The organism is Chromobacterium sp. LK11 (assembly GCF_001043705.1).
Taxonomy (GTDB): Bacteria; Pseudomonadota; Gammaproteobacteria; order Burkholderiales; family Chromobacteriaceae; genus Chromobacterium; species Chromobacterium alkanivorans.
The window spans coordinates 31,774-53,985 of record NZ_LDUR01000012.1 but is presented as its reverse complement, the minus strand read 5'-3'; the positions used below and the strand labels follow the sequence as shown (position 1 = coordinate 53,985).

At 64.3% G+C, this 22,212-nt stretch carries 25 protein-coding genes and 3 tRNA genes; 16 read left to right on the top strand and 12 right to left on the bottom strand.

The features are described 5' to 3' along the window. The first annotated feature begins 50 nt into the window (after positions 1-50). On the top strand, positions 51-806 hold the full coding sequence (locus VK98_RS07875; protein WP_048413512.1) for a molybdopterin-synthase adenylyltransferase MoeB: 756 nt from the start codon (positions 51-53) through the stop codon (positions 804-806). 45 nt (positions 807-851) lie between these two features. Here the strand turns inward: VK98_RS07875 and VK98_RS07870 are convergent, their stop codons facing one another. The 5 genes from VK98_RS07870 to VK98_RS07850 all read right to left on the bottom strand — a co-directional run bounded on the left by VK98_RS07870 (position 852) and on the right by VK98_RS07850 (position 3,738). After that, positions 852-1,337, bottom strand: a complete 486-nt coding sequence (locus VK98_RS07870) for a TlpA disulfide reductase family protein (protein WP_048413511.1) — start codon at positions 1,335-1,337, stop codon at positions 852-854. Between the two features lie 55 nt (positions 1,338-1,392). Then, positions 1,393-1,806 (bottom strand): thioesterase family protein, encoded by a 414-nt coding sequence (locus VK98_RS07865; protein WP_043592324.1) that lies wholly within the window; start codon positions 1,804-1,806, stop codon positions 1,393-1,395. A gap of 68 nt (positions 1,807-1,874) precedes the next feature. Further along, complete coding sequence (locus VK98_RS07860) at positions 1,875-2,243, bottom strand: hypothetical protein (RefSeq protein ID WP_048413510.1); 369 nt, start codon at positions 2,241-2,243, stop codon at positions 1,875-1,877. A gap of 20 nt (positions 2,244-2,263) precedes the next feature. Then, the gene (locus tag VK98_RS07855; protein WP_082158827.1) at positions 2,264-3,124 is read right to left on the bottom strand and encodes an energy transducer TonB; all 861 of its coding nucleotides are present in this window, start codon (positions 3,122-3,124) and stop codon (positions 2,264-2,266) included. Between the two features lie 146 nt (positions 3,125-3,270). Continuing rightward, complete coding sequence (locus VK98_RS07850; protein WP_019100310.1) at positions 3,271-3,738, bottom strand: Dps family protein; 468 nt, start codon at positions 3,736-3,738, stop codon at positions 3,271-3,273. 99 nt (positions 3,739-3,837) lie between these two features. On the opposite strand from VK98_RS07850, the gene VK98_RS07845 reads away from it, so the two are divergent. Beyond that, positions 3,838-4,134: a DUF167 domain-containing protein gene (locus VK98_RS07845; protein WP_048413509.1), complete on the top strand. Its 297-nt coding sequence runs from the start codon at positions 3,838-3,840 to the stop codon at positions 4,132-4,134. Here the strand turns inward: VK98_RS07845 and VK98_RS07840 are convergent. Further along, positions 4,128-4,559 carry an FxsA family protein gene (locus VK98_RS07840; RefSeq protein ID WP_048413508.1) on the bottom strand — a complete coding sequence of 144 codons (432 nt, stop codon included), beginning with the start codon at positions 4,557-4,559 and terminating at the stop codon, positions 4,128-4,130. The genes VK98_RS07845 and VK98_RS07840 overlap by 7 nt on opposite strands. A gap of 257 nt (positions 4,560-4,816) precedes the next feature. On the opposite strand from VK98_RS07840, the gene VK98_RS07835 reads away from it, so the two are divergent. From VK98_RS07835 to VK98_RS07810, 6 genes are all read left to right on the top strand, one after another. Next, positions 4,817-4,892, top strand: a tRNA-Lys gene (locus VK98_RS07835). A 37-nt stretch (positions 4,893-4,929) separates the two neighbouring features. Continuing rightward, positions 4,930-5,005 (top strand) — tRNA-Lys (locus VK98_RS07830). A gap of 25 nt (positions 5,006-5,030) precedes the next feature. Next, positions 5,031-5,106: transfer RNA gene (locus VK98_RS07825), tRNA-Lys, on the top strand. Between the two features lie 235 nt (positions 5,107-5,341). Further along, entirely contained in the window at positions 5,342-5,923 is a 582-nt protein-coding gene (locus tag VK98_RS07820) for a biliverdin-producing heme oxygenase (RefSeq protein WP_048413507.1), read from the top strand. After that, on the top strand, positions 5,920-6,366 hold the full coding sequence (locus VK98_RS07815; RefSeq protein WP_197082998.1) for a YbaN family protein: 447 nt from the start codon (positions 5,920-5,922) through the stop codon (positions 6,364-6,366). Before VK98_RS07820 ends, VK98_RS07815 begins: the two co-directional genes overlap by 4 nt. Positions 6,367-6,401: 35 nt before the next feature. Beyond that, complete coding sequence (locus tag VK98_RS07810; RefSeq protein ID WP_048413674.1) at positions 6,402-6,731, top strand: hypothetical protein; 330 nt, start codon at positions 6,402-6,404, stop codon at positions 6,729-6,731. 15 nt (positions 6,732-6,746) lie between these two features. Here the strand turns inward: VK98_RS07810 and VK98_RS07805 are convergent, their stop codons facing one another. Next, positions 6,747-7,337, bottom strand: coding sequence for a DUF4124 domain-containing protein (locus VK98_RS07805; protein ID WP_053077281.1), 591 nt, complete (start codon positions 7,335-7,337; stop codon positions 6,747-6,749). After that, a complete protein-coding gene (pyrE, locus tag VK98_RS07800) occupies positions 7,337-7,981 on the bottom strand; it encodes an orotate phosphoribosyltransferase (RefSeq protein WP_048413506.1) in 645 nt (214 codons plus the stop codon). Before pyrE ends, VK98_RS07805 begins: the two co-directional genes overlap by 1 nt. A 74-nt stretch (positions 7,982-8,055) precedes the next feature. Between pyrE and VK98_RS07795 the strand changes: the two genes are divergently transcribed. Together VK98_RS07795 and VK98_RS07790 are read left to right on the top strand one after the other, a co-directional pair. Continuing rightward, positions 8,056-8,832, top strand: coding sequence for an exodeoxyribonuclease III (locus tag VK98_RS07795; RefSeq protein ID WP_048413505.1), 777 nt, complete (start codon positions 8,056-8,058; stop codon positions 8,830-8,832). Continuing rightward, on the top strand, positions 8,832-9,425 hold the full coding sequence (locus VK98_RS07790; protein WP_048413504.1) for an alpha/beta hydrolase: 594 nt from the start codon (positions 8,832-8,834) through the stop codon (positions 9,423-9,425). The genes VK98_RS07795 and VK98_RS07790 overlap by 1 nt, the downstream gene beginning before the upstream one ends. A gap of 148 nt (positions 9,426-9,573) precedes the next feature. Here VK98_RS07790 and VK98_RS07785 read toward each other — a convergent pair whose 3' ends face one another. Beyond that, positions 9,574-10,410, bottom strand: coding sequence for a sulfurtransferase (locus VK98_RS07785; RefSeq protein WP_048413503.1), 837 nt, complete (start codon positions 10,408-10,410; stop codon positions 9,574-9,576). A 109-nt stretch (positions 10,411-10,519) separates the two neighbouring features. After that, positions 10,520-11,185 (bottom strand): HIT family protein, encoded by a 666-nt coding sequence (locus VK98_RS24485; RefSeq protein WP_156187794.1) that lies wholly within the window; start codon positions 11,183-11,185, stop codon positions 10,520-10,522. Between the two features lie 179 nt (positions 11,186-11,364). Between VK98_RS24485 and VK98_RS07775 the strand changes: the two genes are divergently transcribed. From VK98_RS07775 to VK98_RS07765, 3 genes are all read left to right on the top strand, one after another. Beyond that, complete coding sequence (locus tag VK98_RS07775) at positions 11,365-12,663, top strand: hemolysin family protein (protein WP_231589228.1); 1,299 nt, start codon at positions 11,365-11,367, stop codon at positions 12,661-12,663. A gap of 337 nt (positions 12,664-13,000) precedes the next feature. Next, positions 13,001-13,333 carry a hypothetical protein gene (locus VK98_RS07770; RefSeq protein WP_197082997.1) on the top strand — a complete coding sequence of 111 codons (333 nt, stop codon included), beginning with the start codon at positions 13,001-13,003 and terminating at the stop codon, positions 13,331-13,333. Positions 13,334-13,860: 527 nt separating this feature from the next. Next, positions 13,861-15,471: a glycosyl hydrolase family 18 protein gene (locus VK98_RS07765; protein WP_048413500.1), complete on the top strand. Its 1,611-nt coding sequence runs from the start codon at positions 13,861-13,863 to the stop codon at positions 15,469-15,471. A gap of 48 nt (positions 15,472-15,519) precedes the next feature. On the opposite strand, the gene VK98_RS07760 is transcribed toward VK98_RS07765, so the two are convergent. After that, complete coding sequence (locus VK98_RS07760) at positions 15,520-16,068, bottom strand: cysteine hydrolase family protein (RefSeq protein ID WP_048413499.1); 549 nt, start codon at positions 16,066-16,068, stop codon at positions 15,520-15,522. An 18-nt stretch (positions 16,069-16,086) separates the two neighbouring features. Next, entirely contained in the window at positions 16,087-19,938 is a 3,852-nt protein-coding gene (locus VK98_RS07755; RefSeq protein ID WP_048413498.1) for a DUF3683 domain-containing protein, read from the bottom strand. A 317-nt stretch (positions 19,939-20,255) separates the two neighbouring features. Between VK98_RS07755 and VK98_RS07750 the strand changes: the two genes are divergently transcribed. From VK98_RS07750 to VK98_RS07740, 3 genes are read left to right on the top strand one after another with little or no spacing between them, the layout of a single operon-like run. Further along, positions 20,256-20,858 carry a LemA family protein gene (locus VK98_RS07750; RefSeq protein WP_156187797.1) on the top strand — a complete coding sequence of 201 codons (603 nt, stop codon included), beginning with the start codon at positions 20,256-20,258 and terminating at the stop codon, positions 20,856-20,858. A 22-nt stretch (positions 20,859-20,880) separates the two neighbouring features. Continuing rightward, a complete protein-coding gene (locus VK98_RS07745) occupies positions 20,881-21,705 on the top strand; it encodes a YgcG family protein (protein WP_231589227.1) in 825 nt (274 codons plus the stop codon). Next, a complete protein-coding gene (locus VK98_RS07740; protein ID WP_048413495.1) occupies positions 21,705-22,211 on the top strand; it encodes a TPM domain-containing protein in 507 nt (168 codons plus the stop codon). Before VK98_RS07745 ends, VK98_RS07740 begins: the two co-directional genes overlap by 1 nt. The last annotated feature ends 1 nt before the right edge of the window (position 22,212 follow it).

Here is a 22,212-nt window from a genome sequence, read left to right as displayed (position 1 = left end):
TATGCTTTTGGATGATGGCGCGGCGGCGGCGTTCGGATTAGGCTGGAAACATGACAGAACTTAACGACCAGGCGCTCTTGCGCTACAGCCGGCACATTCTGCTGCCGGAAATCGATATCGCCGGCCAACAGCGGCTGAGCCGGGCGCGGGCGCTGATCGTCGGCGCCGGCGGGCTGGGCTCGCCGGTGGCGCTCTACCTGGCCAGCGCCGGAGTAGGGCGGATCAGCATCGCCGACGACGACGTGGTGGAGCTGTCCAATCTGCAGCGCCAGATCGTGCACGACAGCGGCAGCCTGGGGCGCTTGAAGGCCGAGTCCGCAGCCGACAGGATGCGCGGCATCAATCCCGAGGTGGCGGTGACCGCGTTGACGCGGCGGCTGGGCCTGGCGGAACTGGAGCAATTGGCGGCCAGCCACGATCTGGTGCTGGACTGCAGCGACAATTTCGCTACCCGCCACGCGGTGAATCGCGCTTGCGTCGCTGCCGGCACGCCGCTGGTGTCCGGCGCCGCGGTGCGCTTCTCCGGACAACTGGCGGTGTTCGATCCACGAGACGCGGCGTCGCCTTGCTACCATTGCCTGTTCCCCGACGAGGGCGAGGCCGGCGACGGGCCCTGCGCGACTTTCGGCGTGCTGTCGCCGCTGGTGGGGGTGATCGGCAGCCTGCAGGCGGTGGAGGCGGTCAAGCTGCTGGCCGGCGTGGCGCCATGCTTGGGCCGCTTGACCCTGTACGATGGTCTGGCCGGCGAATTCCGCCAAATCAGGGTGCCGCGCGATCCCGCTTGCGCGGTGTGCGCCGCGCGATGAAAAACGCCCCGGCGAACCGGGGCGTTTGTTTTGAGAGCGGCGGGCTCACAAGTGCTGCTGCACCAGTTTGCGCACTTCCTTGAAGTCCATCACGCCGACGTAGCGCTTGATGATCTTGCCCTGCTTGTCGATCAGGAAAGTGGTCGGCGCCAGCTGGATGTCGCCGAAGGCTTTGGCGATCTCGCCGTTGCTGTCCAGCGCCACGAAAAAGGGCAGCTGGTATTTGTCCACGAAGCTCTTCACGTAATTGGGCGGGTCGTAGCTGAGCGCCACCGCGATGGTTTCATAGCCCTTGCCGGCGAACTCCTGATGCATCTTCTTGATTTCCGGCATCTCCTCGACGCAGCCCGGACAGCTGGTGGCCCAGAAGTTGACCAGCACCACCTTGCCTTTCAGCGATTCGGTGCTGGCGGTTTGGCCGTTGAGCGAGGTGTAGCTGACCTGGGGGGCCGGCGAGCCGGCGAACAGCGCCATATAGGCGACGACGGCGACCAGCGCGACGCCCAGCAGCGCGAGCAGACCTTTCTTCATTTCCTTGTCCTGCGGTAAGGTCCGGGCGCGGCCCGGACTGTTTATGCCATGACGATCAAGCCTGTTCGGCCAGCATTTGTTCCAGTAGTTCCTTCAGCTTGCCGTCCAGCGCCACCGCCTTGCCTTGTTTGGCGTCAAACACCGCGAAGGTGACGTCGGCCTCGGCCACCAGCTTGCCGCCGCCGGCCAGGCTCACGCGCTGATGCATCACCGCGCTGCGGGTGCCTATGCTCTTGACCCCGGTCTCGATCACGAGCTCGTCGCCCATGGTGGCCGGGTAGCGGTAGTCGATATTGATGTTGACGACCACCAGCGCCAGGCCGGATTGCAGGAACCAGGGCAGGTCGCCGCGGCTTTCGAAGTAGTTCCAGCGCGCCTCTTCCAGAAATTCCAGGTAGCGGGCGTTGTTGACGTGTCCGTACAGGTCCAGATGGTAGCCGCGCACTTTGATCTTGGTATCGTGCTGCATGATGGTGTTTTCCCCTTTGCTCGTGATGGCGCCCGGCGCCGTCGTCGGCGACGCCGCGGCGCGCAGGTTTATTCGCCCAGTTCCAGCGGCACGAAAGCTTCGCGTTCCAGCGCCTCGTCGACCAGGTCGGTGACGATGGAGTGGATTTCCACGGAGAACCATTGCTGGAACAGCTCCAGCGACAATTCTTCCGGCCACAGGCTGTCGTCATCGCACCAGTCGGCTAGTTCGGCCTGGAACAGTTGCTGGTAGCGCTCGTGAACGAAGGCCTGGGCGTCGGCGTAATCCTCCGCCGCCGGGATCAGCAGCGCGTTGCAGTCCTGTCCCAGGTGCGCCAGCGAGATCTCTTCGTCCAGGCCGCCGGGCAAGGCTTGCAGCCAGGCGTGAAAGGGGGCGAGAGGGCGGATCAGGGCGATGCTGCGATTGACTTCGTACATGGGGATTCCTCGATGATGTGTCAGCGACTGGACAATTGGTTGTCGCGAGTGAAAACGAATTTTTGGCGGATGCGCTGAGAGCTGTATTGCTCGGCGAGCGAGGCCGGGAACGGCGCGTAGGGCGCGGCCAGTTCCACGATGCGGCGCGCGGCCTCGTCCAGCACGCCGAAGCCGGAGCTGCGCAGCACGCGTACCTCGCGCAGGCCGCCGTCGGCGGAAATCAGCACCTCCAGCGTCACCGCGCCGTGGATGTTCTGGCGGCGGGCGGCTTCCGGATAGTTGAGGTTGCCGATGCGCTCCACTTTCAGCCGCCAGTCTTCCTGATAGCGGGCCCAGGGGTAGCCGCGTGCGCTTTCGGCCAGCTTGCCCTGTTTGCCGCCGCTTTCCTGTTCATTGTCGGCCAGGCCGCTGTCGCCCAACTGCCGGCTCAGGTCGCCGACCTGGGCCAGCAGGCTGCCGGCGCTGACGTGCCCGACCGCGCCGGACTGCGCCGGCGGCAGCGCCGGCTTCTTGCCGGCGTCCGGCGGCCGGGCGATGGTTTGCTGCCGCGGCGAGGCGTCGGCGGGTTCCGGGGTTCCGGGCTCCTGAGGGACGGCAACCGGCTTGGCGCGGTGGCTGGCCAGCTTGTCCGCCTGCGCGCTGTTGCCGGCCCCTTGATTGTTGTGTTCCGCCAGCCGGCGGGTCTTGGGCGTCTGGCGGCTGGGCGTCTGGTTCAACTGCACATTGATGATCTGGGCGGAGGCGGGCGCGGGCGGGCTGGAGCGCGGGCGAATCTCCAGGCTGAACAGCAGCAGATGAACCAGCAGCGAGGCGAGCAGCGTCAAGCCCAGCGGCAGCATGGTGGCGCTGGGGGATGAGGGCGAGGGCGGGCTAGTGGACATGGGTGGCTGTTGGCTTTCACCGGGTAAGCGGAGTTCGCCGCGGATGCCGCCGCAGGCGGAACCGAGTGCAGCTGAAAGTGTAGCACGGCGGCCAGCAAAAACGCCGCGCTGAGCGCGGCGTGACGGTGCGTCGAAACCGACGGCTATTATTTTTCCAGCAGGCTGCGCAGCATCCAGGCGGTTTTCTCGTGAACCTGCAGGCGCTGGGTCAACAGGTCGGCGCTGGGCTCGTCGGAGGCGCGTTCAACCACGGCGAAAATGCTGCGCGCGGTGCGGCACACGGTTTCATGGCCGTCCACCAGTTGGCGGATCATCTCCTCCGCCTTGGGCGGAGCGCCGGCGGCTTCCTGGATCGCGGTCAGCTTGGCGTAGTCGGCGTAGCTGCCCGGCGCGTGGTGGCCCAGCGCGCGGATGCGTTCGGCCACGGCGTCCACCGCCAGCGCCAGTTCGTTGTACTGGGTTTCGAACATCAGGTGCAGGGTGTTGAACATCGGCCCGGTGACGTTCCAGTGGAAGTTGTGGGTTTTCAGGTACAGGGTGTAAGTGTCGGCCAGCAGGCGGGACAAGCCATGAGCGATTTCCTGGCGGTCTTGTTCGTTGATTCCAATATCCATCGCGATATCCTCATAAGTGAAGGGAGAGCGGACGCCTGGCCGGCTGACGCCGGCGCGGCGGCTTTTGGACTACACTCTCCCGTTTTGCGGGAAAAAATCATGAAACCTTGGCTGGACTGCCGCAACGGCACTGTCCGTCTCACTCTGCACGTGCAGCCCGGCGCCAAGAAAACCGAGGCGGCGGGCGAACATGGCGACTGCCTGAAAGTGCGCTTGGCGGCGCCGCCGGTGGACGGCAAGGCCAATGCGGCCTTGCTGGCCTGGCTGGCGCAGCGCTTCGCCGTGGCCAAGCGCGACGTCCAACTGCTGTCCGGCGACAAGAGCCGGCACAAGGTGGTCTTGTTGCAATGCGAGATCACCGAGGAGGACGCGCTGCGGCGGCTGGACTTTCAGTGAAGGCGCCGGTCGGGCGGGGTGGTCTTGTCCACCCGGGTGAATTCTCCATCGATGGCGTCGGGATCGGCCGCGGGTCCGGTCGCCGCGCGAGCGTTGACGGCAATGCTGGGGCCTTTGAAAGGCAGCAGCAATAGTACGGCGGCCAGGTCGCTGATGACGCCTGGTATCAGGAACAGCACGCCGGCCAGCAAATAGCGCAGCGGCCAGAGCAGGGAATACAGCGATACGCGGTCGCCCTGGCGCATCACGCTGCCCAGGGTGAACAAGGCGCCGATCTGCTGATTGCGCAGCATCCACAAGCCCAGCAGGGAAGACAGCACGACGAACAGGAAGACGGCCAGGCCGCCGAAGCGATCCGCCAAAGCCACCAGCGCGGCGATTTCAGCAAAGGGGTACAGCAACAGCAGGATGAGGAAGGTGCGCATGGGCAACTGAATCCGATAAGTGGGTTTCGCGATCAGGCGGCGGACGCGTAAACCTGATCCCTTATTCTACACATGGGTATGGCTTGTCGGCTTTCAAGGCCGGCTTGGAATTATCGTTCGGGCTTAGATGATTTCGCGGCGCTTCGGTTCCCGTTTGCATCCGGCTTTTCCAGTCGTGACGCTGTCATTCTCATGAAAAAAAATGCAAAAACCCGTTGACGACCCTGAACTGTTTCATTATAGTTGCGCTCTCTCTTGGGTCGTTAGCTCAGCTGGTAGAGCAGCGGACTTTTAATCCGTTGGTCGCAGGTTCGAATCCCGCACGACCCACCAGTTTCCGATGCCGGAAATTGCCAAGAGTTTTGTTAGAGGGTCGTTAGCTCAGCTGGTAGAGCAGCGGACTTTTAATCCGTTGGTCGCAGGTTCGAATCCCGCACGACCCACCACTACAAACTCTTAGCGCCCTGGATCGGGTCGTTAGCTCAGCTGGTAGAGCAGCGGACTTTTAATCCGTTGGTCGCAGGTTCGAATCCCGCACGACCCACCAAATTTATAGCAATCAGGCCAGTTCGCGAGAACTGGCCTTTTTGTTTTTCTCCCGTGTTCCCTGCTCCCTCTCTTCTTGTTTGCCTGCTGTCTCGGCAGTCATGTCGTCGCCATGGTAAATTTGATAATGATTGTAAGAATCATTCGCATTATAATGGCGAGTTAACCGCATCTTGCCGCCGTCCGCGCCGCCGCGCGCGGGCTGTCGGTTTCGCATCAAACAGGAAACACAGAGCATGACGACCGTTGCCGAGAAAACCCGCACCCAGGACCTGAAAGCCCGCACCCACGAAACGCACGACGCGCTGGACCAGCGCATCATGGCGAATCAGCCGTTCGCCACCCGAGAAAACTACGCGCGCTTCCTGCTGGCGCAGTACCGCTTCCTGCGCGACGCCGACGCGCTTTACGACAATCCCGAGCTGGCGCGCCTGTTCCCGGACCTGGCCGAGCGCCGCCGCTACGACAGCATCGCCGCCGATTTGCGCGATCTGGACCGGCCGTTGCCGGAATTGCGCGAGGCGCCGATCAGCAGCACGCTGGACGTGGCCAGCGCGATGGGTTGGCTCTACGTGGTGGAAGGCTCCAAGCTGGGCGCGGCGATCTTGTACAAGCTGGCCGGCAAGCTGGGACTGGATGAAAACTGCGGCGCCCGCCACCTGGCCGGCCATCCGGACGGCCGCGCCCGCCACTGGCGCGCGTTCACCGCCGCGCTGGACGGCCTGCAGCTGGACGAGGCGGCCGAGCAGCGCGTCACCGCCGGCGCGGTGGCGGCTTTCGCCTGCATGAACAGTCATCTGGACCAGGTGTACGCTTGAGTCAGCGCGCGCGGCACCCCGCGGTGCGCTGGTTGTATCTGTGCGCCGGCGCCTTGATGCTGGCGCTGGGCATCATAGGCGCGCTGCTGCCGGTGATGCCCACCACCATCTTCCTGATTTTGGCGCTGGCTTGCTTCAGCAAGTCCTCCCCGCGGCTGGAACAGCGGCTGCTGGCGCATCCGCGCTACGGGCCCGGCCTGCGCCGCTGGCGCGAGCAGCGGGTGGTGCCGGTCAAGGCCAAGTGCTTCGCCGCCTTGGGCATGGGCGCGGGTTTCGTCGCCTTGCTGCTGGCGCGGCCGCCGCACTGGGTGCCGTGGCTGGTCGGGGCGATAGAATTGAGCGTCTTGCTGTATCTGTTGTCGCGGCCGTCGCAGGCGGTCGACCTGGCGGGGGCGGCCCCCGCGGCGCAGCCGGATTTAGCCAAAACCCCGCCGCCGCGTTAAGCTTGCGCATCGACACCGAAAACGGGAGCTGTGTGATGAAGGTAAACGGAATCGTCGCGGCCTTGGCCGCGCTGGCCTTGCCGGCCTTGGCATTGGCGCAGACGGCGGACGAACAGTTGCTGGCGGCGCAGATGTACTACCAGCAAGTGCGCGGCGCGCAGCAAAAGGCGGACGCGCGCTTGGCGCAGGCGGAGTCCGACAAGCTCAAGGCGGAGCAGCGCCTGACGGAGGCTCAGGCGGGCTTGGGCGGCGCCAACGCGGAACTGGAAGCGGCCAAGTCGGCCCAGGCCGCCGCGGCGCAGACCAGCGAGGCGGCCACCAAGGCCTTGAACGAGGCTTGGCAACGCAAGGACGGCGGGCAGTAAGGCCGCGCCGGCGGGCTAGCCGCCGCGCAATTGCCGGTAACGGTTGAGGTCGCTCTGGGTTTTTTGGCGGAAAGCCGCCAATTCCTGTTGCTTGACGGCTATTTGCTTGGCCAGGTCGCGTTGTTCCGCCTGCAGCACGTTCAGATTGCGCTGGCTGTTTTGCGGAGGCGGCTGCTTGTTGCGCTGGCTCTGCGCGATGTCTTGCTGAATGCCTTGAATTTGCAGCGCCAGGCCGCGGCCGCGTTGCTGCAGCGCATCCAGCGCGCTTTGCAGCACCGCCTGCTGTTTGGCGCGTTCGGCCTGCAGTTGCTGCAGATTGGCGTAGCTTTCCACCAGCGCGTTGTCGCGGCGGGTGTTTTCCAATTGCTGGGCGTCGCGCTGTTTTTGCGCGGCTTCGGCGGCTTCGCGCGCCTGGCGCGCGGCCGGGCTTTCCGCCGGCTTGGTGACGGCGCCCTGCTTGGACAGCTCGGCGACGCCCTGCTGCTGGCTCTGCAGCGGCGGGGAGTCGCTGTAGTGCACCTTGCCGGACTCGTCCACCCACTTGTAGAGGCCGCCGGCGTAGGCGGCGGTTCCCAATATCAGCAGCGCGAGTCCGGCAGGTTTCATCAGTCGTTGACTCCGTATTGCGCCCGGTAGGCGCGCACCGCGTCCAGGTGCGCCGCCAGTTCCGGGCTGTGTTCCAGGAAGCCGAGCAGGTCTTTCAGCGTGGCGATGGCGATCACCGGCAGGCCGTGTTGCTGGGCAACCTCTTGTACCGCGGACAATTCGCCGCTGCCGCGCTCCATGCGGTCCAGCGCGATGGCCACCCCGGCCGGTTCTGCGCCGGCGGCGCGGATCAGCTGCACCGATTCGCGCACCGAAGTGCCGGCCGAGATCACGTCGTCGATGATCAGCACTTTGCCTTGCAGCGGAGCGCCCACCAGAGTGCCGCCTTCGCCGTGATCCTTGGCTTCCTTGCGGTTGTAGGCGAAGGGCGTATTGCGGCCCTGTTCCGCCATGGCCATGCACGCGCCGGCGGCCAGGATGATGCCTTTATAGGCCGGACCGAACAGCATGTCGAATTGCACGCCGCTTTCCAGTATCGACTTGGCGTAGAAGCGGGACAAGTGCAAAGTGGACAGGCCGTCGTTGAACAGGCCGGCGTTGAAGAAGTAGGGTGACTTGCGGCCGGCCTTGGTGATGAACTCGCCAAACTTCAAAACCTGCTTGTCGAGCGCAAAACGAATAAAATCCTGACGGAAATCGCTCATCGTTACTCCTTATTAACTGTTAACTGTTTGAACGGCTGAAAAAATTGCCGGCAAGCATATCACGGGAGAGTCTCTTGCTTCGAATCGTTTCCGCCAATCTGAACGGCATCCGCTCCGCCGATAAAAAAGGTTTCTTCGACTGGCTGGCCGGCATCAACGCCGATTTCGTCTGCGTACAGGAACTGAAGGCCCAGGCCGGCGATCTGTCCGAGCGCATGCGTCAGCCGGATGGAATGACCGGTTATTTCCACTACGCGGAAAAGAAAGGCTATAGCGGCGTCGGCCTGTACACCCGCCACCGGCCGGACGCGGTGGTGGAGGGGCTGGGCGTCGACTGGATAGACGCCGAAGGCCGTTTCCTGCAGCTGGACTTCGGCAATCTCAGCGTGATTTCGCTGTATCTGCCGTCCGGCTCCAGCAGCGACGAGCGCCAGCAGGTGAAGTTCGATTTCCTCGACGTGTTCATGCCGCATCTGGAAACGCTGCGCGCGGCCGGCCGCGACATCGTGATCTGCGGCGACTGGAACATCGCCCACAATGAGATCGATCTGAAAAACTGGAAGGGCAATCTGAAGAATTCCGGCTTCCTGCCGGAAGAGCGCGCCTGGATGACGGACTTGCTGGGCCGGGTGGGCTGGCGCGATGTGTGGCGCAGCCTGTATCCGGACACGCCGGGCTACACCTGGTGGAGCAACCGCGGCCAGGCTTACGCCAAGGACGTGGGCTGGCGCATCGACTACCACATCGTGACGCCGTCGCTGATGGAACTGGCGCGCAACGCCTCGGTGTACAAGGACGAGAAGTTTTCCGACCATGCGCCGCTGATCGTCGATTACGAGCGGAGCTTGTGATGTTGGACGAGGACGACGTCACCTTGATCACGGTGCCGGGTTGGGGCAACTCCGGCGCCGAACACTGGCAGACCAGCTGGGAACGCTGCTATCCGCTGGCGCGCCGGGTGGAGCAGGACGATTGGCTGTACCCGGAATGCGAGGCCTGGGTGGACGGCATCCGGCGCACGCTGGAGCAGGTGCCGGGCCGCTGGCTGCTGGCGGCGCACAGCCTGGGCTGCCACGCGGCGGCGGCCTGGCTGCGCACGCTGTCGCTGCGCGAGCAGAAGCGGCTGCAAGGGCTGTTGCTGGTGGCACCGCCCGCCTTGCCCATCAGCGAGGCGCGGGCGCGCGCCAGCGGCGAACTGCCGGAGGACGCGCCCTTGCCCGCGTTCGCCGGCTTCAGCGCGCCGATGCTGCGCTTGCCCGCGCCGGCGATGCTGGTGGCCAGCCGCGACGATTTGTTCTGCGAGATGGCCGAGGCGGAGGCGATGGCGCGGGCCTGGGGCTGTCCCTTGGTCGACGCCGGCGCGAACGGGCATTTGGGCAGCGCCGCGCGCCTTGGGCCTTGGCGTTTCGGTCAGGAGCTGCTGCAGGAGTTGATGCTGGCCTGAGCCTCGGAACCTGTTCAATGTCTGCTGCGCTTGGTGAAGCCTTGCATGGCGAGCACCTGCGCAAAATGCTCGTGTACCGCGTGTACATTCCGCTTTTTCGCCAGCTTTCGCCTTGCCTCGCCCTTGCTCGTGAGACTTTGAACAGGCGCTAACGCGCCACCGGCCGCGCCGGGTCGCTGCACCACTCGCTCCAGGAGCCGGGGTAGAGCCGGGCGCCTTCGAAACCGGCGTGGCGCATCGCCAGCAGGTTGTGGCAGGCGGTGACGCCGGAGCCGCATTGATGAACGACGTCCGCCGCATCGACGCCGTCAAGCGCCGCCAGCCATTCGGCGCGCAGTTGCTCAGCCGGCTTGAAGCGGTTGTCGGCGTCGACGTTGTGCATGAAGAAGCGGTTGGCCGCGCCGGGGATATGGCCGCCCACTGGGTCCAGCGTCTCGCCTTCGCCGCGGAAGCGCTCGGCGGAGCGGGCGTCCACCACGGTGAAGGCCGGATGCTCGAGATTGGCCAGCACGGCGGCGGCGTCGACTGTGTCTTCCAGCGCCGGTTTGATCGAGAAACGGCAGGGACGGCGTTCCGCCGCCTGATTGTCGAGGGCGTAGCCGGCCCGGGTCCAGGCTGGGACGCCGCCGTCCAGCACCGCGACCGCGGAGTGGCCCAGCCAGCGCAGCAGCCACCAGGCGCGGGCCGCGTATTGTCCGGCGGCGTCGTCGTAGGCCACCACCTGGGTGTCCGGCGTGATGCCGATCGCGCCGAAGTCCACCGCCAAGCGGCTGCCGTCGGGCAGCGGATGGCGGCCGTTGCCGCCGCTCTTGCTGCCGGACAGATGGTAATCCAGGTTCAGGTAATGCGCGTTCGGCAGGTGGCCGGCTTCATAGACGGTCAAGCCATAGTCAGCTTGGTCCAGCCGGAAGCGGCAATCCAGAATCACGAGGCGTTCCGTCGGCAGCGCCGCCAGCTGTTCCGCGGAGATCAAGGTTTGGTGCATGGCATTCCTCTTTCAGATTGGGGAGGTGGGGCGCCGGACCGGCTTTGGCCGGATCCGCGACGCCAGGTCGGCGCCGGACAGCTTCACTGCCGGCGGACGGCATCGGGTCTCAGCGCAGGAATTCGGCCTGGTATGGACGCGGGCAGGGCAGCAGCCGGTAGCTGCCGGACTCCAGGCGCAGGGTGTCCACTTGCTCGGAACCGTCCCGGCCGCAACGGCGCAGCGCCAGCCAGTGGCGACCGTCGGCGTCCACGCCGTCCACCGGCCAGCTTAGGCCGGATTCCGCGAAGAAGCGGTAGCAGGCCAAATCGGCGCCTTCCAGCCCGTCCGGCACCAGGTCGACCTGGATCTGATAGTCCAGCCAGCAATGGGTTTGGGCGGAGGCGAGCTGCCGGCGCAATTGCTCCGCCAGCTGCGGCCAGGCGCGCGGGGCGCCTTGGCGGCGGGCGGCGGCCCAGATCGGAGCGGGGAAGTGGGCGTCGTCGGCGAAGCGGGGGATCACGTGCCAATGCAGGTGCGGCACCATATTGCCGAGGCTGGCCAGGTTGATCTTGGCCGCTTGCGTGCAGCGCAGCAGCGCGGTTTCGACATGATGGACCCAGTCCATCAGGTGCAGCCGGTCGAGGACGGACAGGTCGGTCATTTCCTTGACGTGGGCCTTCCAGATCACCCGGCAGAATCCGGGATAGCCTTCCTCGTCCACCAGCAGGACCTTGAGGCGGTTGTCTTCGTGCAATACTTGCCCGGACGGGCCCCGGCACAATTCACAATCCATGATGGCGGCCTTTTGAAATGCGGAAGCCTTATTGTAACGGTTGCCGCGGGCTTCGGCTAAACCCCGGTTCGCTGCTATCATTACAGAAATTATGATTTGAACTATTTATCATGCCTTCTGCCTTATGCCGTCGCCTGTGCGGTGTTCAGGCGCTGCGGCGGGCAAAAACGGAGAGCTTGATGACGGATATGATGATTATTCTGGCGCTGATCCTGGCCAGCGCCTTTTTCTCGGTATCGGAGATTTCGCTGGCGGCCTCGCGCAAGATCCGCTTGCGCCAGATGCTGGACGAGGGCAACGCCAACGCCGGGAAGGTGTTGGCCTTGCAGGAGCATCCGGGCCATTTCTTCACCGTGGTGCAGATAGGCGTCAATGCGGTGGCCATCCTCGGCGGCATTGTCGGCGAGGCGGCGTTCACGCCCTTCTTCGCCCGGGTGCTGGGCTTTTTCCTGTCCCCGGAGCTGGCGCAGAGCCTGGGCTTCCTGGCCTCCTTCCTGTTGGTGACCAGCTTGTTCATCCTGTTCGCCGACTTGACCCCCAAGCGCCTGGGCATGGTGGCGGCGGAGTCGGTGGCGGTGCGCATCGTGCGTCCCATGCTGTTCATGGTCTTGCTGTTCAAGCCGCTGGTGTGGCTGTTCAACGAACTGTCCGGTCTGCTGCTGCGGCTGGTGGGCATGCCGACCAGCCCGCGCGACGAGATCACCAGCGACGACATCTCGGCGATGATGGACGCCGGCGCCGAAGCCGGCGTGCTGCATCGGCAGGAACACCAGGTGATCGAGAACGTGTTCGAGCTGGAAAGCCGGCTGGTGCCGTCGTCGATGACGCCGCGGGAGAGCATCATCTATTTCACGCTGGACGAGGCGGAGGACAGCATCAAGTCCAAAGTGGCGGAGCAGCCGCACTCCAAGTTCTTGGTCTGCGACAACGGCATCGACAATGTGGTCGGCTACGTCGATTCCAAGGACTTGTTGCGTCGGGTGCTGGCCGGACGGGCGATCTCCTTGAAAGAGCCGGGCTTGTTGAAAACGGTGCTGATGATTCCGGATTCGCTGACCTTGTCGGAGTCCCTGGACCAGTTCAAGGGCACGCGCGAGGATTTCGCCGTGATCCTGAACGAATATGGTTTTGTGGTGGGCCTGATCACCCTCAACGACGTGATGTCCACGGTGATGGGCGATCTGGTCGGACAAGGGCAGGAGGAGCAGATCGTCAAGCGCGACGAGAATTCCTGGCTGGTGGACGGCATCACGCCGGTGGAGGATGTGTTGCGGGTGCTGGAGATCGACGAGTTGCCGGACGACCAGAACTACGAGACGGTGGCGGGTTTCATGATGTATATGCTGCGCAAGATTCCGCGCCGCACCGATTGCGTGCAGTACGCCGGCTACAAGTTCGAGGTGGTGGACATCGACAATCACAAGATCGACCAGATCCTGGTGACGCGGGTGGCGGCCAAGGAGCCTGCGCAGGCCTGAGAACGTGTTTACGATCTCGCGAGCAAGGGCGAGACAAGGCGAAAACGGCTGAGAAAGCGGAATGTACATACGGTACATGAGCATTTCGAAGGTGTTTTCAACGCCGTATCGCCGCAGCGCAGCAGATCGTAAACAGGTTCTGAGAGCCTGTTCAAAGTCTGCTGCACTTCGTGAAGCGTTGAACGGTGAGCACAAGCTCAAAATGCTCATGTGCCATTCGGACATTCCGCTGTTTCGCTAGTTTTCGCCTCATCTCGCTCTTGCTCGCAGGCTCTGACGGCTTTGTACGATCGGTTACACGATTTAACACAGGCCTCACAGACTGAGGCGAATCGGCTTGCATATGATGAATTCAAGGACGCACCAGGACGGTGCCCTGACAACCGATAAGTCGCAGACTTGGAGAAACATCATGCAAAAGATCACCGCACTGATCCTGGCTTCCGTACTCGGCCTGACTTCCGCCGCCGGCTTCGCCGCCGACGCCTCCGGCCCGGCCGCCAAGGCCGCCGCTCCGGCGCACGCCAAGAAGCACCACGCCAAGAAACACCATCACAAGAAGCACGCCAAGAAAGCGGCTTCCGCTCCGGCCGCCCAAAAAGCGCAAGCCGCCAAAAAACACGCGAAGAAGCACCACCACAAAAAAGCGCATGTGAAAAAAGCGGCTTGATTCTGCGGCTACAGGCAGGGTATCGGAAGGAGGCTACGGCCTCCTTTTCGCGTTTTGGGCCGGGCGCGGCTTGCGTTTGAGCTGTGATTGAAAACGCAATGGTTTTGTAGTGGCATGGTTTTGTGAAGCCCATGCTTTTGTTGTGAAGCATTGTCTCCAATTGCCAACAGGCATTCCTGCAGCGTTTGGCTGCTTGTCTCCCTCAGGAAACCGCCAGCGCCAAATGCGCTGTTTACGTCGTTTTCTCCGATTTTCTTGCGATAAATTCCGCCAAATCCATGTATATCTGATTTTTTCGGCACTTTTGAGCATTCGTCGCGTCGATGTCGACGTAAGGCAATCCTTTTGACCTGTTTTAACTGTTATTAAGGACAGGTTGGTGAAATTTGGGTTGGCAGCGGTGGAGTGATTGCTCGAATCTGATACCACTGTAATACCACATGTCCGAACTAAAACGCCGGCTTGCGGTGCTGCAGCGGGGACAGCATGACGCTGCCGTGATCACTGACAGAATTGAGGAGGTCCGAATGTCGAAACTTTCGTTGACGTTGTCGGCGCTGTTTGGGGGGGCTGGCTTGTTGTTGAGCAGCGCGGCGGCGTTCGCCGCGCCGGCCTGCAACGCGTGGAGCAACGCGCAGACCTATAACGGCGGCGACTACGCCTTGTACGCCAACAAGACCTGGCGCGCGAAGTGGTGGACGCAGAACAATCAGCCTGGCGCGGATCAATGGGGGCCGTGGGAAGAACGGCCGGCCAGCGAATGCACGCCGGGCGGCGGCGATCCGGGCCCAGGCCCGGGCACCGGGGTGCCGCCGGAACCGACGCCGACCGTGGGCCGCCATGTCGGCTCCTATTTCGCGCAATGGAGCATTTACGGCCGCAATTACAAGCTGCGCAATCTGGTGGACGCCGGCGGCGACAAGAAGCTGACCTTCCTGAATTACGCCTTCGGCAACGTCTACGCCGACGGCAAATGCGGCATGGTGACCCGCGCCGAGAACGGCAACGGCGACGGCGGCGACGCCTGGGCCGATTACCAGAAATCCTTCGGCGCCAATGAGTCGGTGGACGGCAAGGCCGACAGCTGGAGCGACCCGCTGCGCGGCAACTTCAATCAGCTGCGCAAGCTGAAGCTGGCCAATCCCTCGCTGAAAGTGCTGATTTCGTTGGGCGGCTGGACCTGGTCGAAGAATTTCGGCAAGTTCGCCGCCACCGACGCCGGCCGCAAGACCATGGTGGCGTCCTGCATCGATCTGTATCTGAAAGGCAATCTGCCGGTGGGCGAGAACGCCGGCGGCGCCGGCGCGGCCAAGGGGGTGTTCGACGGCATCGACATCGACTGGGAATACCCGGGCGGCGGCGGCCTGCCTAGCAATAGCGTGGATCCCAACGACAAGCAGAACTTCACCTTGCTGATGGCGGAGTTCCGCAGCCAGCTGGACGCGCTGACCGCGCAGAACAAGCGCCGCTACTACCTGACCGCGGCGATCGGCTCCGGCGTCGACAAGATCCGCCAGACCGAGCCGGCCAAGTACGCGGCCTATATGGACTGGATCAATGTGATGACTTACGACTTCAACGGCGGCTGGGACGCCAAGGGGCCGACCAACTTCCAGTCCAATCTGTTCCGCGACCCGGCCGCGCCGGTGACGGGCGATCGCGTCTACTACAACGTCAATGACTCGATCCAGACCCTGGTCACCGCCGGCGTGCCCAAGGCCAAGCTGAACGTGGGCATTCCGTTCTATGGCCGCGGCTGGACCGGCGTGGCCGCTGGGCCCAAGGCCGACGGCTTGTACCAGGTGGCCACCGGCGCGGGCAAGGGCACTTACGAGGCAGGCATCGAGGACTACAAAGTGCTGAAGACCCGTTCCGCCAAGCAGTTCGTGCATCCGGTCAGCAAACAGCTGTGGACCTACGACGGCAACGAGTTCTGGAGCTACGACGACCCGGCCACCATCCGCACCAAGTTGGATTACGTGCGCCAGCAGCAGTTGGGCGGGGTGTTCAGCTGGTCTCTGGACGGCGACGATGCCCAAGGCACCTTGTTGAAGACCACCAGCGAAGTGCGTCAGGACGCCGCCGCGGCCAAGAAGAAGGCGGCGGCCAAGGCCTCGGTGGCTTCGCCGCTGAAGTAAGACGGAAGCAGGCAAGAGAAACCGCCGGGCATGCCCGGCGGTTTTTGTTTAAGCCGCGCCGTTTTCCAGTTCGGCGATGCCGCGCACCCGCAAGGGCTTGGGCGTCTCGTCCAGATTGGACCAGACCCAGTTGAAGTGATCGATCACCTGTTCCGCGCTCAGCCGCGGCCGCGGCTTGCAGGTATGGGCGTCGGCGATCAGGGTGACGGCGTATTCCTGCGACATCGCTGAGCGCAGCGTGCTGTCCACGCAGAACTCGGTGGCGGAGCCGGCCAGCCACAGTTCCTCAATCTCGCCGTCTCGCAACAAGGTGTTCAAGGCGGTGCGCTGGAAGCTGTCGCTGAAGCGCTTGTGCACTACGACGTCGCCGTCCTCGCGCGCCAGCGCCGGATGCAGCCGCCAGTCGTCGCTGTCGCGCGCCAGATCGCTGCCGGGGCCGCTGTCGTGCTGGATGAAGATCACCGGCATGTCTTGGCGGCGCGCCAGCGCGATGGCGCGGTTGAGGTTGGCCAGCACGGCGTCGGCGCGGCCGGCGCGCGGCTGGCCTTCGATCAGGCCGTATTGAACGTCGATGATGATCAGCGCTTTGTTGTCCATGGATTGTCCTTCTTCAACTTACAGCAGCACGCGCTCAATGCCGCCGTCGCGCGCCTGGTCCACGTACTGCTTCAACCAGTTGGGACCCAGCACGTGCTTGGCGATTTCCACCACGATGTAGTCCGCCTCGGTGCCGGTGTCCGGACTGTAGCGCGACAGGCCTTGCAGGCAGGACGGGCAGGAGGTCAGGATCTTCACCGGCTGGGCCGGTTTGGCGCCGCCGGTCAGGGCCTGCAGGTTCTTGTTGATTTCCTCTTCCTTGCGCGAGCGCACCTGGGTGGCGATGTCCGGCCGGCTGGCGGCGAAGGTGCCGGATTCGCCGCAGCAGCGGTCCGACAGCGCCACGCCGCCGCCCAAAAGCTCGTTGACCACCTTCATCGGCTGGTAGGCCTTCATCGGCGTGTGGCAGGGATCGTGGTACAGGTATTGCTGGCCGCCGACGCCTTCCAGCTTGACGCCTTTTTCCATCAGGTATTCGTGGATGTCGATGATGCGGCAGCCGGGGAAAATGTCCTCGAAGCGGTATTGCGACAATTGGTCGTAGCAGGTGCCGCAGCTGACCACCACGGTCTTGATGTCCAGGTAGTTGAGCGTGGTGGCCACGCGGTGGAACAGCACCCGGTTCTCGGTGGTGATGGCGTCGCCCTTGTCCTGATAGCCGGCGCTGGTCTGCGGATAGCCGCAGCACAGATAGCCGGGCGGCAGCACCGTCTGCGCGCCGACATGCCACAACATGGCCTGAGTGGCGAGGCCGACCTGGCTGAACAGGCGTTCCGAGCCGCAGCCGGGGAAGTAGAACACCGCTTCCGCGTCTTCCGACAGCTTGGGATTGCGGATGATGGGCACGATGCTGGCGTCTTCCACGTCCAGCAGCGCGCGCGCGGTTTTCTTGGGCAGGCCGCCGGGCATGGGCTTGTTGATGAAGTGGATCACCTGCTCCTTGACCGGGGCCTTGCCGACGGTGGCCGGCGGCTGCCGGGTCTGGGAGCCGATCAGGCCCAGCCGTTTGCCCACCGCGTTGCCCAGCCGCTGCGCCTTGTAGGCGACGCCGACCAGGCCGGTGCGCAAGGCCTTGATGGTGGCCGGGTCCTTGGCGGTGAGGAAGGCCATGCCGACGGCGGTGCCGGGGTTGAAGCTTTTATTGCCGGTTTTGCGCAGGAAGTTGCGCATCGCCACCGAGACGTCGCCGAAGTCGATCTTGACCGGGCAGGGCTTGACGCAGCGGTGGCAGACCGTGCAGTGGTCGGCGACGTCGGACAATTCCTCGAAGTGCTTGAGGCTGACGCCGCGGCGGGTCTGCTCCTCGTAGAGGAAGGCCTCGGTCAGCAGGCCGACGCCGAGGATCTTGTTGCGCGGCGAGTACAGCAGATTGGCGCGCGGCACGTGGGTGGAACACACCGGCTTGCACTTGCCGCAGCGCAGACAGTCCTTGATCGAGTCGCTGATGGCGCCGATGTCGGATTGCTCCAGAATCAGCGATTCCGCGCCCAGCAGCGAGAAGGACGGCGTATAGGCCATGGCCAGGTCGGCGCCGGGCAGCAGCTTGCCGCGGTTGAAGTGGCCGTTGGGGTCCACTTGCTGCTTGTAGGCGCGGAACGGGGCGATTTCTTCCTCGCTGAGGAATTCCAGCTTGGTGATGCCGATGCCGTGCTCGCCGGAAATCACGCCGCCCAGCGCGCGCGCCAGCGCCATGATGCGCTCCACTGCCTTGTGCGCGCTCTGCAGCATCTCGTAGTCGTCGGAGTTGACCGGCAGGTTGGTGTGGACGTTGCCGTCGCCGGCGTGCATGTGCAGCGCGACGAACACGCGGCTGCGCAGCACTTTCTGCTGGATGGCGCGGATGGCGGCCAGGATGGGGCCGTCGGTGTTGCCGGAGAACAGTTGTTCCAACTCGGCCTGCATTTCGCGCTTCCAGCTGACGCGCACGACCAGGTCGCGCAGCGCGTGGAACACGCTGTCCGGCGCGGCGGCGGCGTCTTCCAGCGGCGCGTTCGGCCAACGCTCGCGGTATTCGTGGAAGGGACGGTCAAGGTGTTCCAACAGCCATTGCCAGCGGTCGCGGGTGATGGCGAGCTGGGACAGCGCCGAGGCGCGGCGGTCGCCGATCAGTTCTTCCGACGGCAGATTGGTGTCCAGCTTGTCCACCGGCAGCCGGCCGTGGAAATACTCGGTCAGGGTGTCGAGCAGGCGTAGCTTGTTCTGGATCGACAGTTCGATATTGATGCGTTCGATGCCGTCGCTGTAATCGCCTAGCCGCGGCAGCGGGATCACCACGTCTTCGTTGATCTTGAAGGCGTTGGTGTGCTTGGCGATGGCGGCGGTGCGGCTGCGGTCCAGCCAGAAGCGCTTGCGCGTTTCCGGGGTGATGGCGATGAAGCCCTCGCCGTGGCGCGCGTTGGCCAGCCTCACCACCTGGCTGGCGGCTTCCGCCGCCGCGTCCTCGTGATCGGACACCAGATCGGCGATCAGCACCATCTTGGGTCGGCCCTTGCTTTTGGCCTTGGTCACATAGGACACCGCGCGCACATAGCGCCAGTCCAGGTGTTCGAGACCGGCCAGCTGCACGCCGGCGGCCAGCGCGGCGCCGCCGGGTTTGAACAGATCGGTGATTTCGACGATGGCCGGCGTGGCTTCGGCCACGGTGCCGAAGAATTCCAGACAGACGGTGCGGATATGCTTGGGCATGCGGTGCAGCACGAAGCGGGCGCTGGTGATGATGCCGTCGCAGCCTTCCTTCTGCACGCCGGGCAAGCCGGCCAGGAATTTGTCGGTGACGTCCTTGCCCAGGCCCACTTTGCGGAAGGCGCTGCCGGGGATGTCCAACTGACGGCTGGAGACGACGGTCTGGCCGTCGTCCTTGAGCTGGCTGACGCGGAAGCGGGCGACGTCGACGTCGTGGATCTTGCCGTAGTTGTGGCTCAGGCGTTCGATGAACTGCCATTGGCCGTTGGCGTCCACCATTTTCCAGCTGGCGAGGTTGTCCAGCGTGGTGCCCCACAGCACGGCTTTCTTGCCGCCGGCGTTCATCGCGATATTGCCGCCGATACAGGAGGCTTCCGCCGAGGTGGGGTCCACCGCGAACACCAGGCCGGAGGCGGCCGCGGCTTCGGCGACGCGGGCGGTGACTACGCCGGCGCCGCATTGTATGGTGGCGCGGGGGCCGTCCAGGCCGGGCAGTTCGATCTGCTCGACGCCGAGGTGGCGGTCCAGCTTCTCGGTGTTGATCACCGCGCTCATGCGGTCCAGCGGCACCGCGCCGCCGGTGTAGCCGGTGCCGCCGCCGCGCGGGATGATGGTCAGACCCAGCTCGATACAGGCGCGCACCAGGGGCGCGATTTCGGCCTCGCCGTCCGGGCTCAGCACCACGAACGGATATTCGACGCGCCAGTCGGTGGCGTCGGTGACGTGGGCGACGCGGGACAGGCCGTCGAACTGGATGTTGTCGCGGCGGGTCAGCCGCGACAGTTTTTTCAGGATCTTGGCGCGCAGCTCGCGAGTGTCTTCGAATTGCTCGGCGAAGCGTTCGACCGCGGCGCGCGCCGCGGTCAGCATCTTGCCCACCTTGTCGTTGCCTTCGCGGCGTTTCTCCACTTCGGCCAGCCGGTGGCGCATCGCGTCCACCAAGGCCGCCAGCCGCTTGGGATTGTCCAGCAGGTCGTCGACCAGATAGGGGTTGCGGTCCACCACCCAGATATCGCCCAGCACTTCGAACAGCATGCGGGCGGAGCGGCCGGTCTTGCGTTCGGCGCGCAGCTCCTCCAGCAGTTTCCACATCGGCGCGCCCAGCAGGCGGATGAAGATCTCGCGATCGGAATACGAGGTGTAGTTGTACGGGATCTCCCGCACACGGGCTTGGGTGGTGGTGGTCATTGTCCGTGCAGCTGTCATTATTGGAAAAACGTCCACCAGTGTAGCCCAATTGTTGCGTTGCGAAAAACCTGCATTCACTAGGGATTTCCCTCTTTACTTCAAGATATTGGCGCAGATTGTATATTGTTGGGCAGGGACGGCGGGGGGCGGGGCGCGCCGTTTTCCGCGGCCTGGCTGCGCGGGAGAAGGAATGCTGTGCGCTATTCCGTTTGCGGGGCGAAAGCTGCTGATTTTATGCGTTTTATGGGTAAACTGAGGCTTGGATGCGCTGCGCCCGTTTGGATGGCGCGGGCAGGACGGGAATGGAGAACAGGATGATGTGGAAGAAGTGGGCGATGGCTTTGTTGTTGGCGGCGTCGCTGAGCGGCTGCGGTTACAACGCGATGCAGACCCAGGACGAGGCGGCCAACGCGGCCTGGTCCGAGGTGATCAACCAATACCAGCGGCGCGCGGATCTGATCCCCAATCTGGTCAAGACGGTGCAGGGCTACGCCAAGCATGAAAAAGAAGTGCTGACTCAAGTGACCGCCGCGCGGGCGCGGGTGGGCAGCATCCAGATGGATCCGGCGACGGCGACGGACGAGAAAAAGCTCAATGACTTCGCCGCGGCGCAGAATCAGCTGGGTTCGGCGCTGTCCCGCCTGCTGGTGGTGTCGGAGAACTATCCGCAGCTGAAGGCGGATCAATCGTTCCGCGATCTGCAGGCGCAGCTGGAGGGCACCGAGAACCGCATCGCGCTGGCGCGCAAGCGTTATATCGATTCGGTGCAGGCGTACAACAGCACGGTTCGCACCTTTCCCAACAATCTGACCGCGATGATGTTCAGCCTGAAGACCCGGCCGAATTTCACGGTGGAGAACGAGAAGGCCATCTCCGCCGCGCCGCAGGTCAGCTTCGGCGAGCCGGAGGCGAGCAAATAAGATGACGGCGCTATGGCGTTGCTTGGGTATTGTACTGCTGCTGTGCGCACAATTGGCGCGGGCGGAGCTGGCGGTGCCGCCGGCCAGTTCGCCGGTGGTGGACCTGGCGGGCTTTTTATCGACGGACGAGCGCGGGCAATTGGAACGGCAATTATTGGCGTTTCATCAGCGCAAGGGCAGCCAGCTGGCGGTGCTGATCGTGCCTTCGGTCGAGCCGGAGACGCCGTTTGATTACGGCACCCGGGTGATGGACGCCTGGAAGCTGGGCCGCAAGGGGGTGGACGACGGCGTGCTGCTATTGATTGTGGCGGACCAGCGCAAGAGCCAGCTGCTGGTGGGGCGCGGCCTGGAGGGGGCGATTCCCGATATCTACGCCAAGCGCATCCTGCAGGACACGCTGCGGCCGCTGTTCAAGCAGGGCTTGCGTTTCCAGGGCATCCAGGCGGCGCTTGAACAGCTGGAGGGCCTGATCGACGGCGAGAAACTGCCGCCGCCGGCGCAGACTCAGCAGCAGGGCTGGGAAGACAGCTGGCCGGCGCTGGCGTTCGCGGTCTTGTTCGGCGCCGGCATGGTCAGCCGCCTGTTCGGGCGGCTGATCGGCAGCTTCATCATGGGCTGCCTGGGCGTCGTCGCGGCCTTGTTGCTGGGCGCAGGCGTCGTGTTCGCCTTGCTGGCCGGGGCGGTGGCGGCGCTGCTTTGTCTGGTGATCGGTTCCCACGGGGTGTCGTTCGGCGGCGGAGGCGGCGGCTGGGGCGGAGGCGGTGGAGCTGGCGGCGGCCGCGGTGGGAGTGGTTGGTCCGGCGGCGGCGGCGGTTTTGGCGGCGGCGGCGCTTCGGGAGATTGGTGATGTGGAAATCATGGCATAGGGCGCTGCGGCATCTGGCCAGCACCGGCTGGCTGGCGCGACGGCGCTTTCCCGCCGCGGAGCTGGCGCGTTTGCAGCAAGGCATCGCGGCTTCGGAACGCGAACACGCCGGTCAGCTGCGCTTTGTGGTGGAGTCGGCGCTGGATTGGCGCGACGCCTGGCGCGGTATGAGCGCGCGCGCGCGGGCCTTGGAGTGGTTTGGTCTGTTGCGGGTATGGGACACCGAGGAAAACACCGGCGTGCTGGTGTACGTGCTGCTGGCGGAGCGTCGAATTGAAATCGTCGCCGATCGCGGCATAGACCGGCGCGTGCCGTCGGGAGCCTGGGAGGAGATTTGCGCCGAAGTCGGCCGCGCGATGGCGGAGGGCAAGCGAGTGGCCGGCCTAGAGGCCGGCTTGTGGCGCATACACGCCTTGTTGATCGAGCATGCGCCGCGCCGAGGCGGCCCCGGTGTCAACGAGCTGCCGGACGAGGTGATCGTCCGCTGAC

What these genes read in the sequence shown, in the direction of transcription:
- VK98_RS07875 (WP_048413512.1), top strand. Translation starts at nt 51, where the DNA reads ATGACAGAACTTAACGACCAGGCGCTCTTGCGCTACAGCCGGCACATT.
- VK98_RS07870 (WP_048413511.1), bottom strand. Translation starts at nt 1,337, where the DNA reads ATGAAGAAAGGTCTGCTCGCGCTGCTGGGCGTCGCGCTGGTCGCCGTC.
- VK98_RS07865 (WP_043592324.1), bottom strand. Translation starts at nt 1,806, where the DNA reads ATGCAGCACGATACCAAGATCAAAGTGCGCGGCTACCATCTGGACCTG.
- VK98_RS07860 (WP_048413510.1), bottom strand. Translation starts at nt 2,243, where the DNA reads ATGTACGAAGTCAATCGCAGCATCGCCCTGATCCGCCCTCTCGCCCCC.
- VK98_RS07855 (WP_082158827.1), bottom strand. Translation starts at nt 3,124, where the DNA reads ATGTCCACTAGCCCGCCCTCGCCCTCATCCCCCAGCGCCACCATGCTG.
- VK98_RS07850 (WP_019100310.1), bottom strand. Translation starts at nt 3,738, where the DNA reads ATGGATATTGGAATCAACGAACAAGACCGCCAGGAAATCGCTCATGGC.
- VK98_RS07845 (WP_048413509.1), top strand. Translation starts at nt 3,838, where the DNA reads ATGAAACCTTGGCTGGACTGCCGCAACGGCACTGTCCGTCTCACTCTG.
- VK98_RS07840 (WP_048413508.1), bottom strand. Translation starts at nt 4,559, where the DNA reads ATGCGCACCTTCCTCATCCTGCTGTTGCTGTACCCCTTTGCTGAAATC.
- VK98_RS07820 (WP_048413507.1), top strand. Translation starts at nt 5,342, where the DNA reads ATGACGACCGTTGCCGAGAAAACCCGCACCCAGGACCTGAAAGCCCGC.
- VK98_RS07810 (WP_048413674.1), top strand. Translation starts at nt 6,402, where the DNA reads ATGAAGGTAAACGGAATCGTCGCGGCCTTGGCCGCGCTGGCCTTGCCG.
- VK98_RS07805 (WP_053077281.1), bottom strand. Translation starts at nt 7,337, where the DNA reads ATGAAACCTGCCGGACTCGCGCTGCTGATATTGGGAACCGCCGCCTAC.
- pyrE (WP_048413506.1), bottom strand. Translation starts at nt 7,981, where the DNA reads ATGAGCGATTTCCGTCAGGATTTTATTCGTTTTGCGCTCGACAAGCAG.
- VK98_RS07790 (WP_048413504.1), top strand. Translation starts at nt 8,832, where the DNA reads ATGTTGGACGAGGACGACGTCACCTTGATCACGGTGCCGGGTTGGGGC.
- VK98_RS07785 (WP_048413503.1), bottom strand. Translation starts at nt 10,410, where the DNA reads ATGCACCAAACCTTGATCTCCGCGGAACAGCTGGCGGCGCTGCCGACG.
- VK98_RS24485 (WP_156187794.1), bottom strand. Translation starts at nt 11,185, where the DNA reads ATGGATTGTGAATTGTGCCGGGGCCCGTCCGGGCAAGTATTGCACGAA.
- VK98_RS07775 (WP_231589228.1), top strand. Translation starts at nt 11,365, where the DNA reads ATGACGGATATGATGATTATTCTGGCGCTGATCCTGGCCAGCGCCTTT.
- VK98_RS07765 (WP_048413500.1), top strand. Translation starts at nt 13,861, where the DNA reads ATGTCGAAACTTTCGTTGACGTTGTCGGCGCTGTTTGGGGGGGCTGGC.
- VK98_RS07760 (WP_048413499.1), bottom strand. Translation starts at nt 16,068, where the DNA reads ATGGACAACAAAGCGCTGATCATCATCGACGTTCAATACGGCCTGATC.
- VK98_RS07755 (WP_048413498.1), bottom strand. Translation starts at nt 19,938, where the DNA reads ATGACCACCACCACCCAAGCCCGTGTGCGGGAGATCCCGTACAACTAC.
- VK98_RS07750 (WP_156187797.1), top strand. Translation starts at nt 20,256, where the DNA reads ATGTGGAAGAAGTGGGCGATGGCTTTGTTGTTGGCGGCGTCGCTGAGC.
- VK98_RS07740 (WP_048413495.1), top strand. Translation starts at nt 21,705, where the DNA reads ATGTGGAAATCATGGCATAGGGCGCTGCGGCATCTGGCCAGCACCGGC.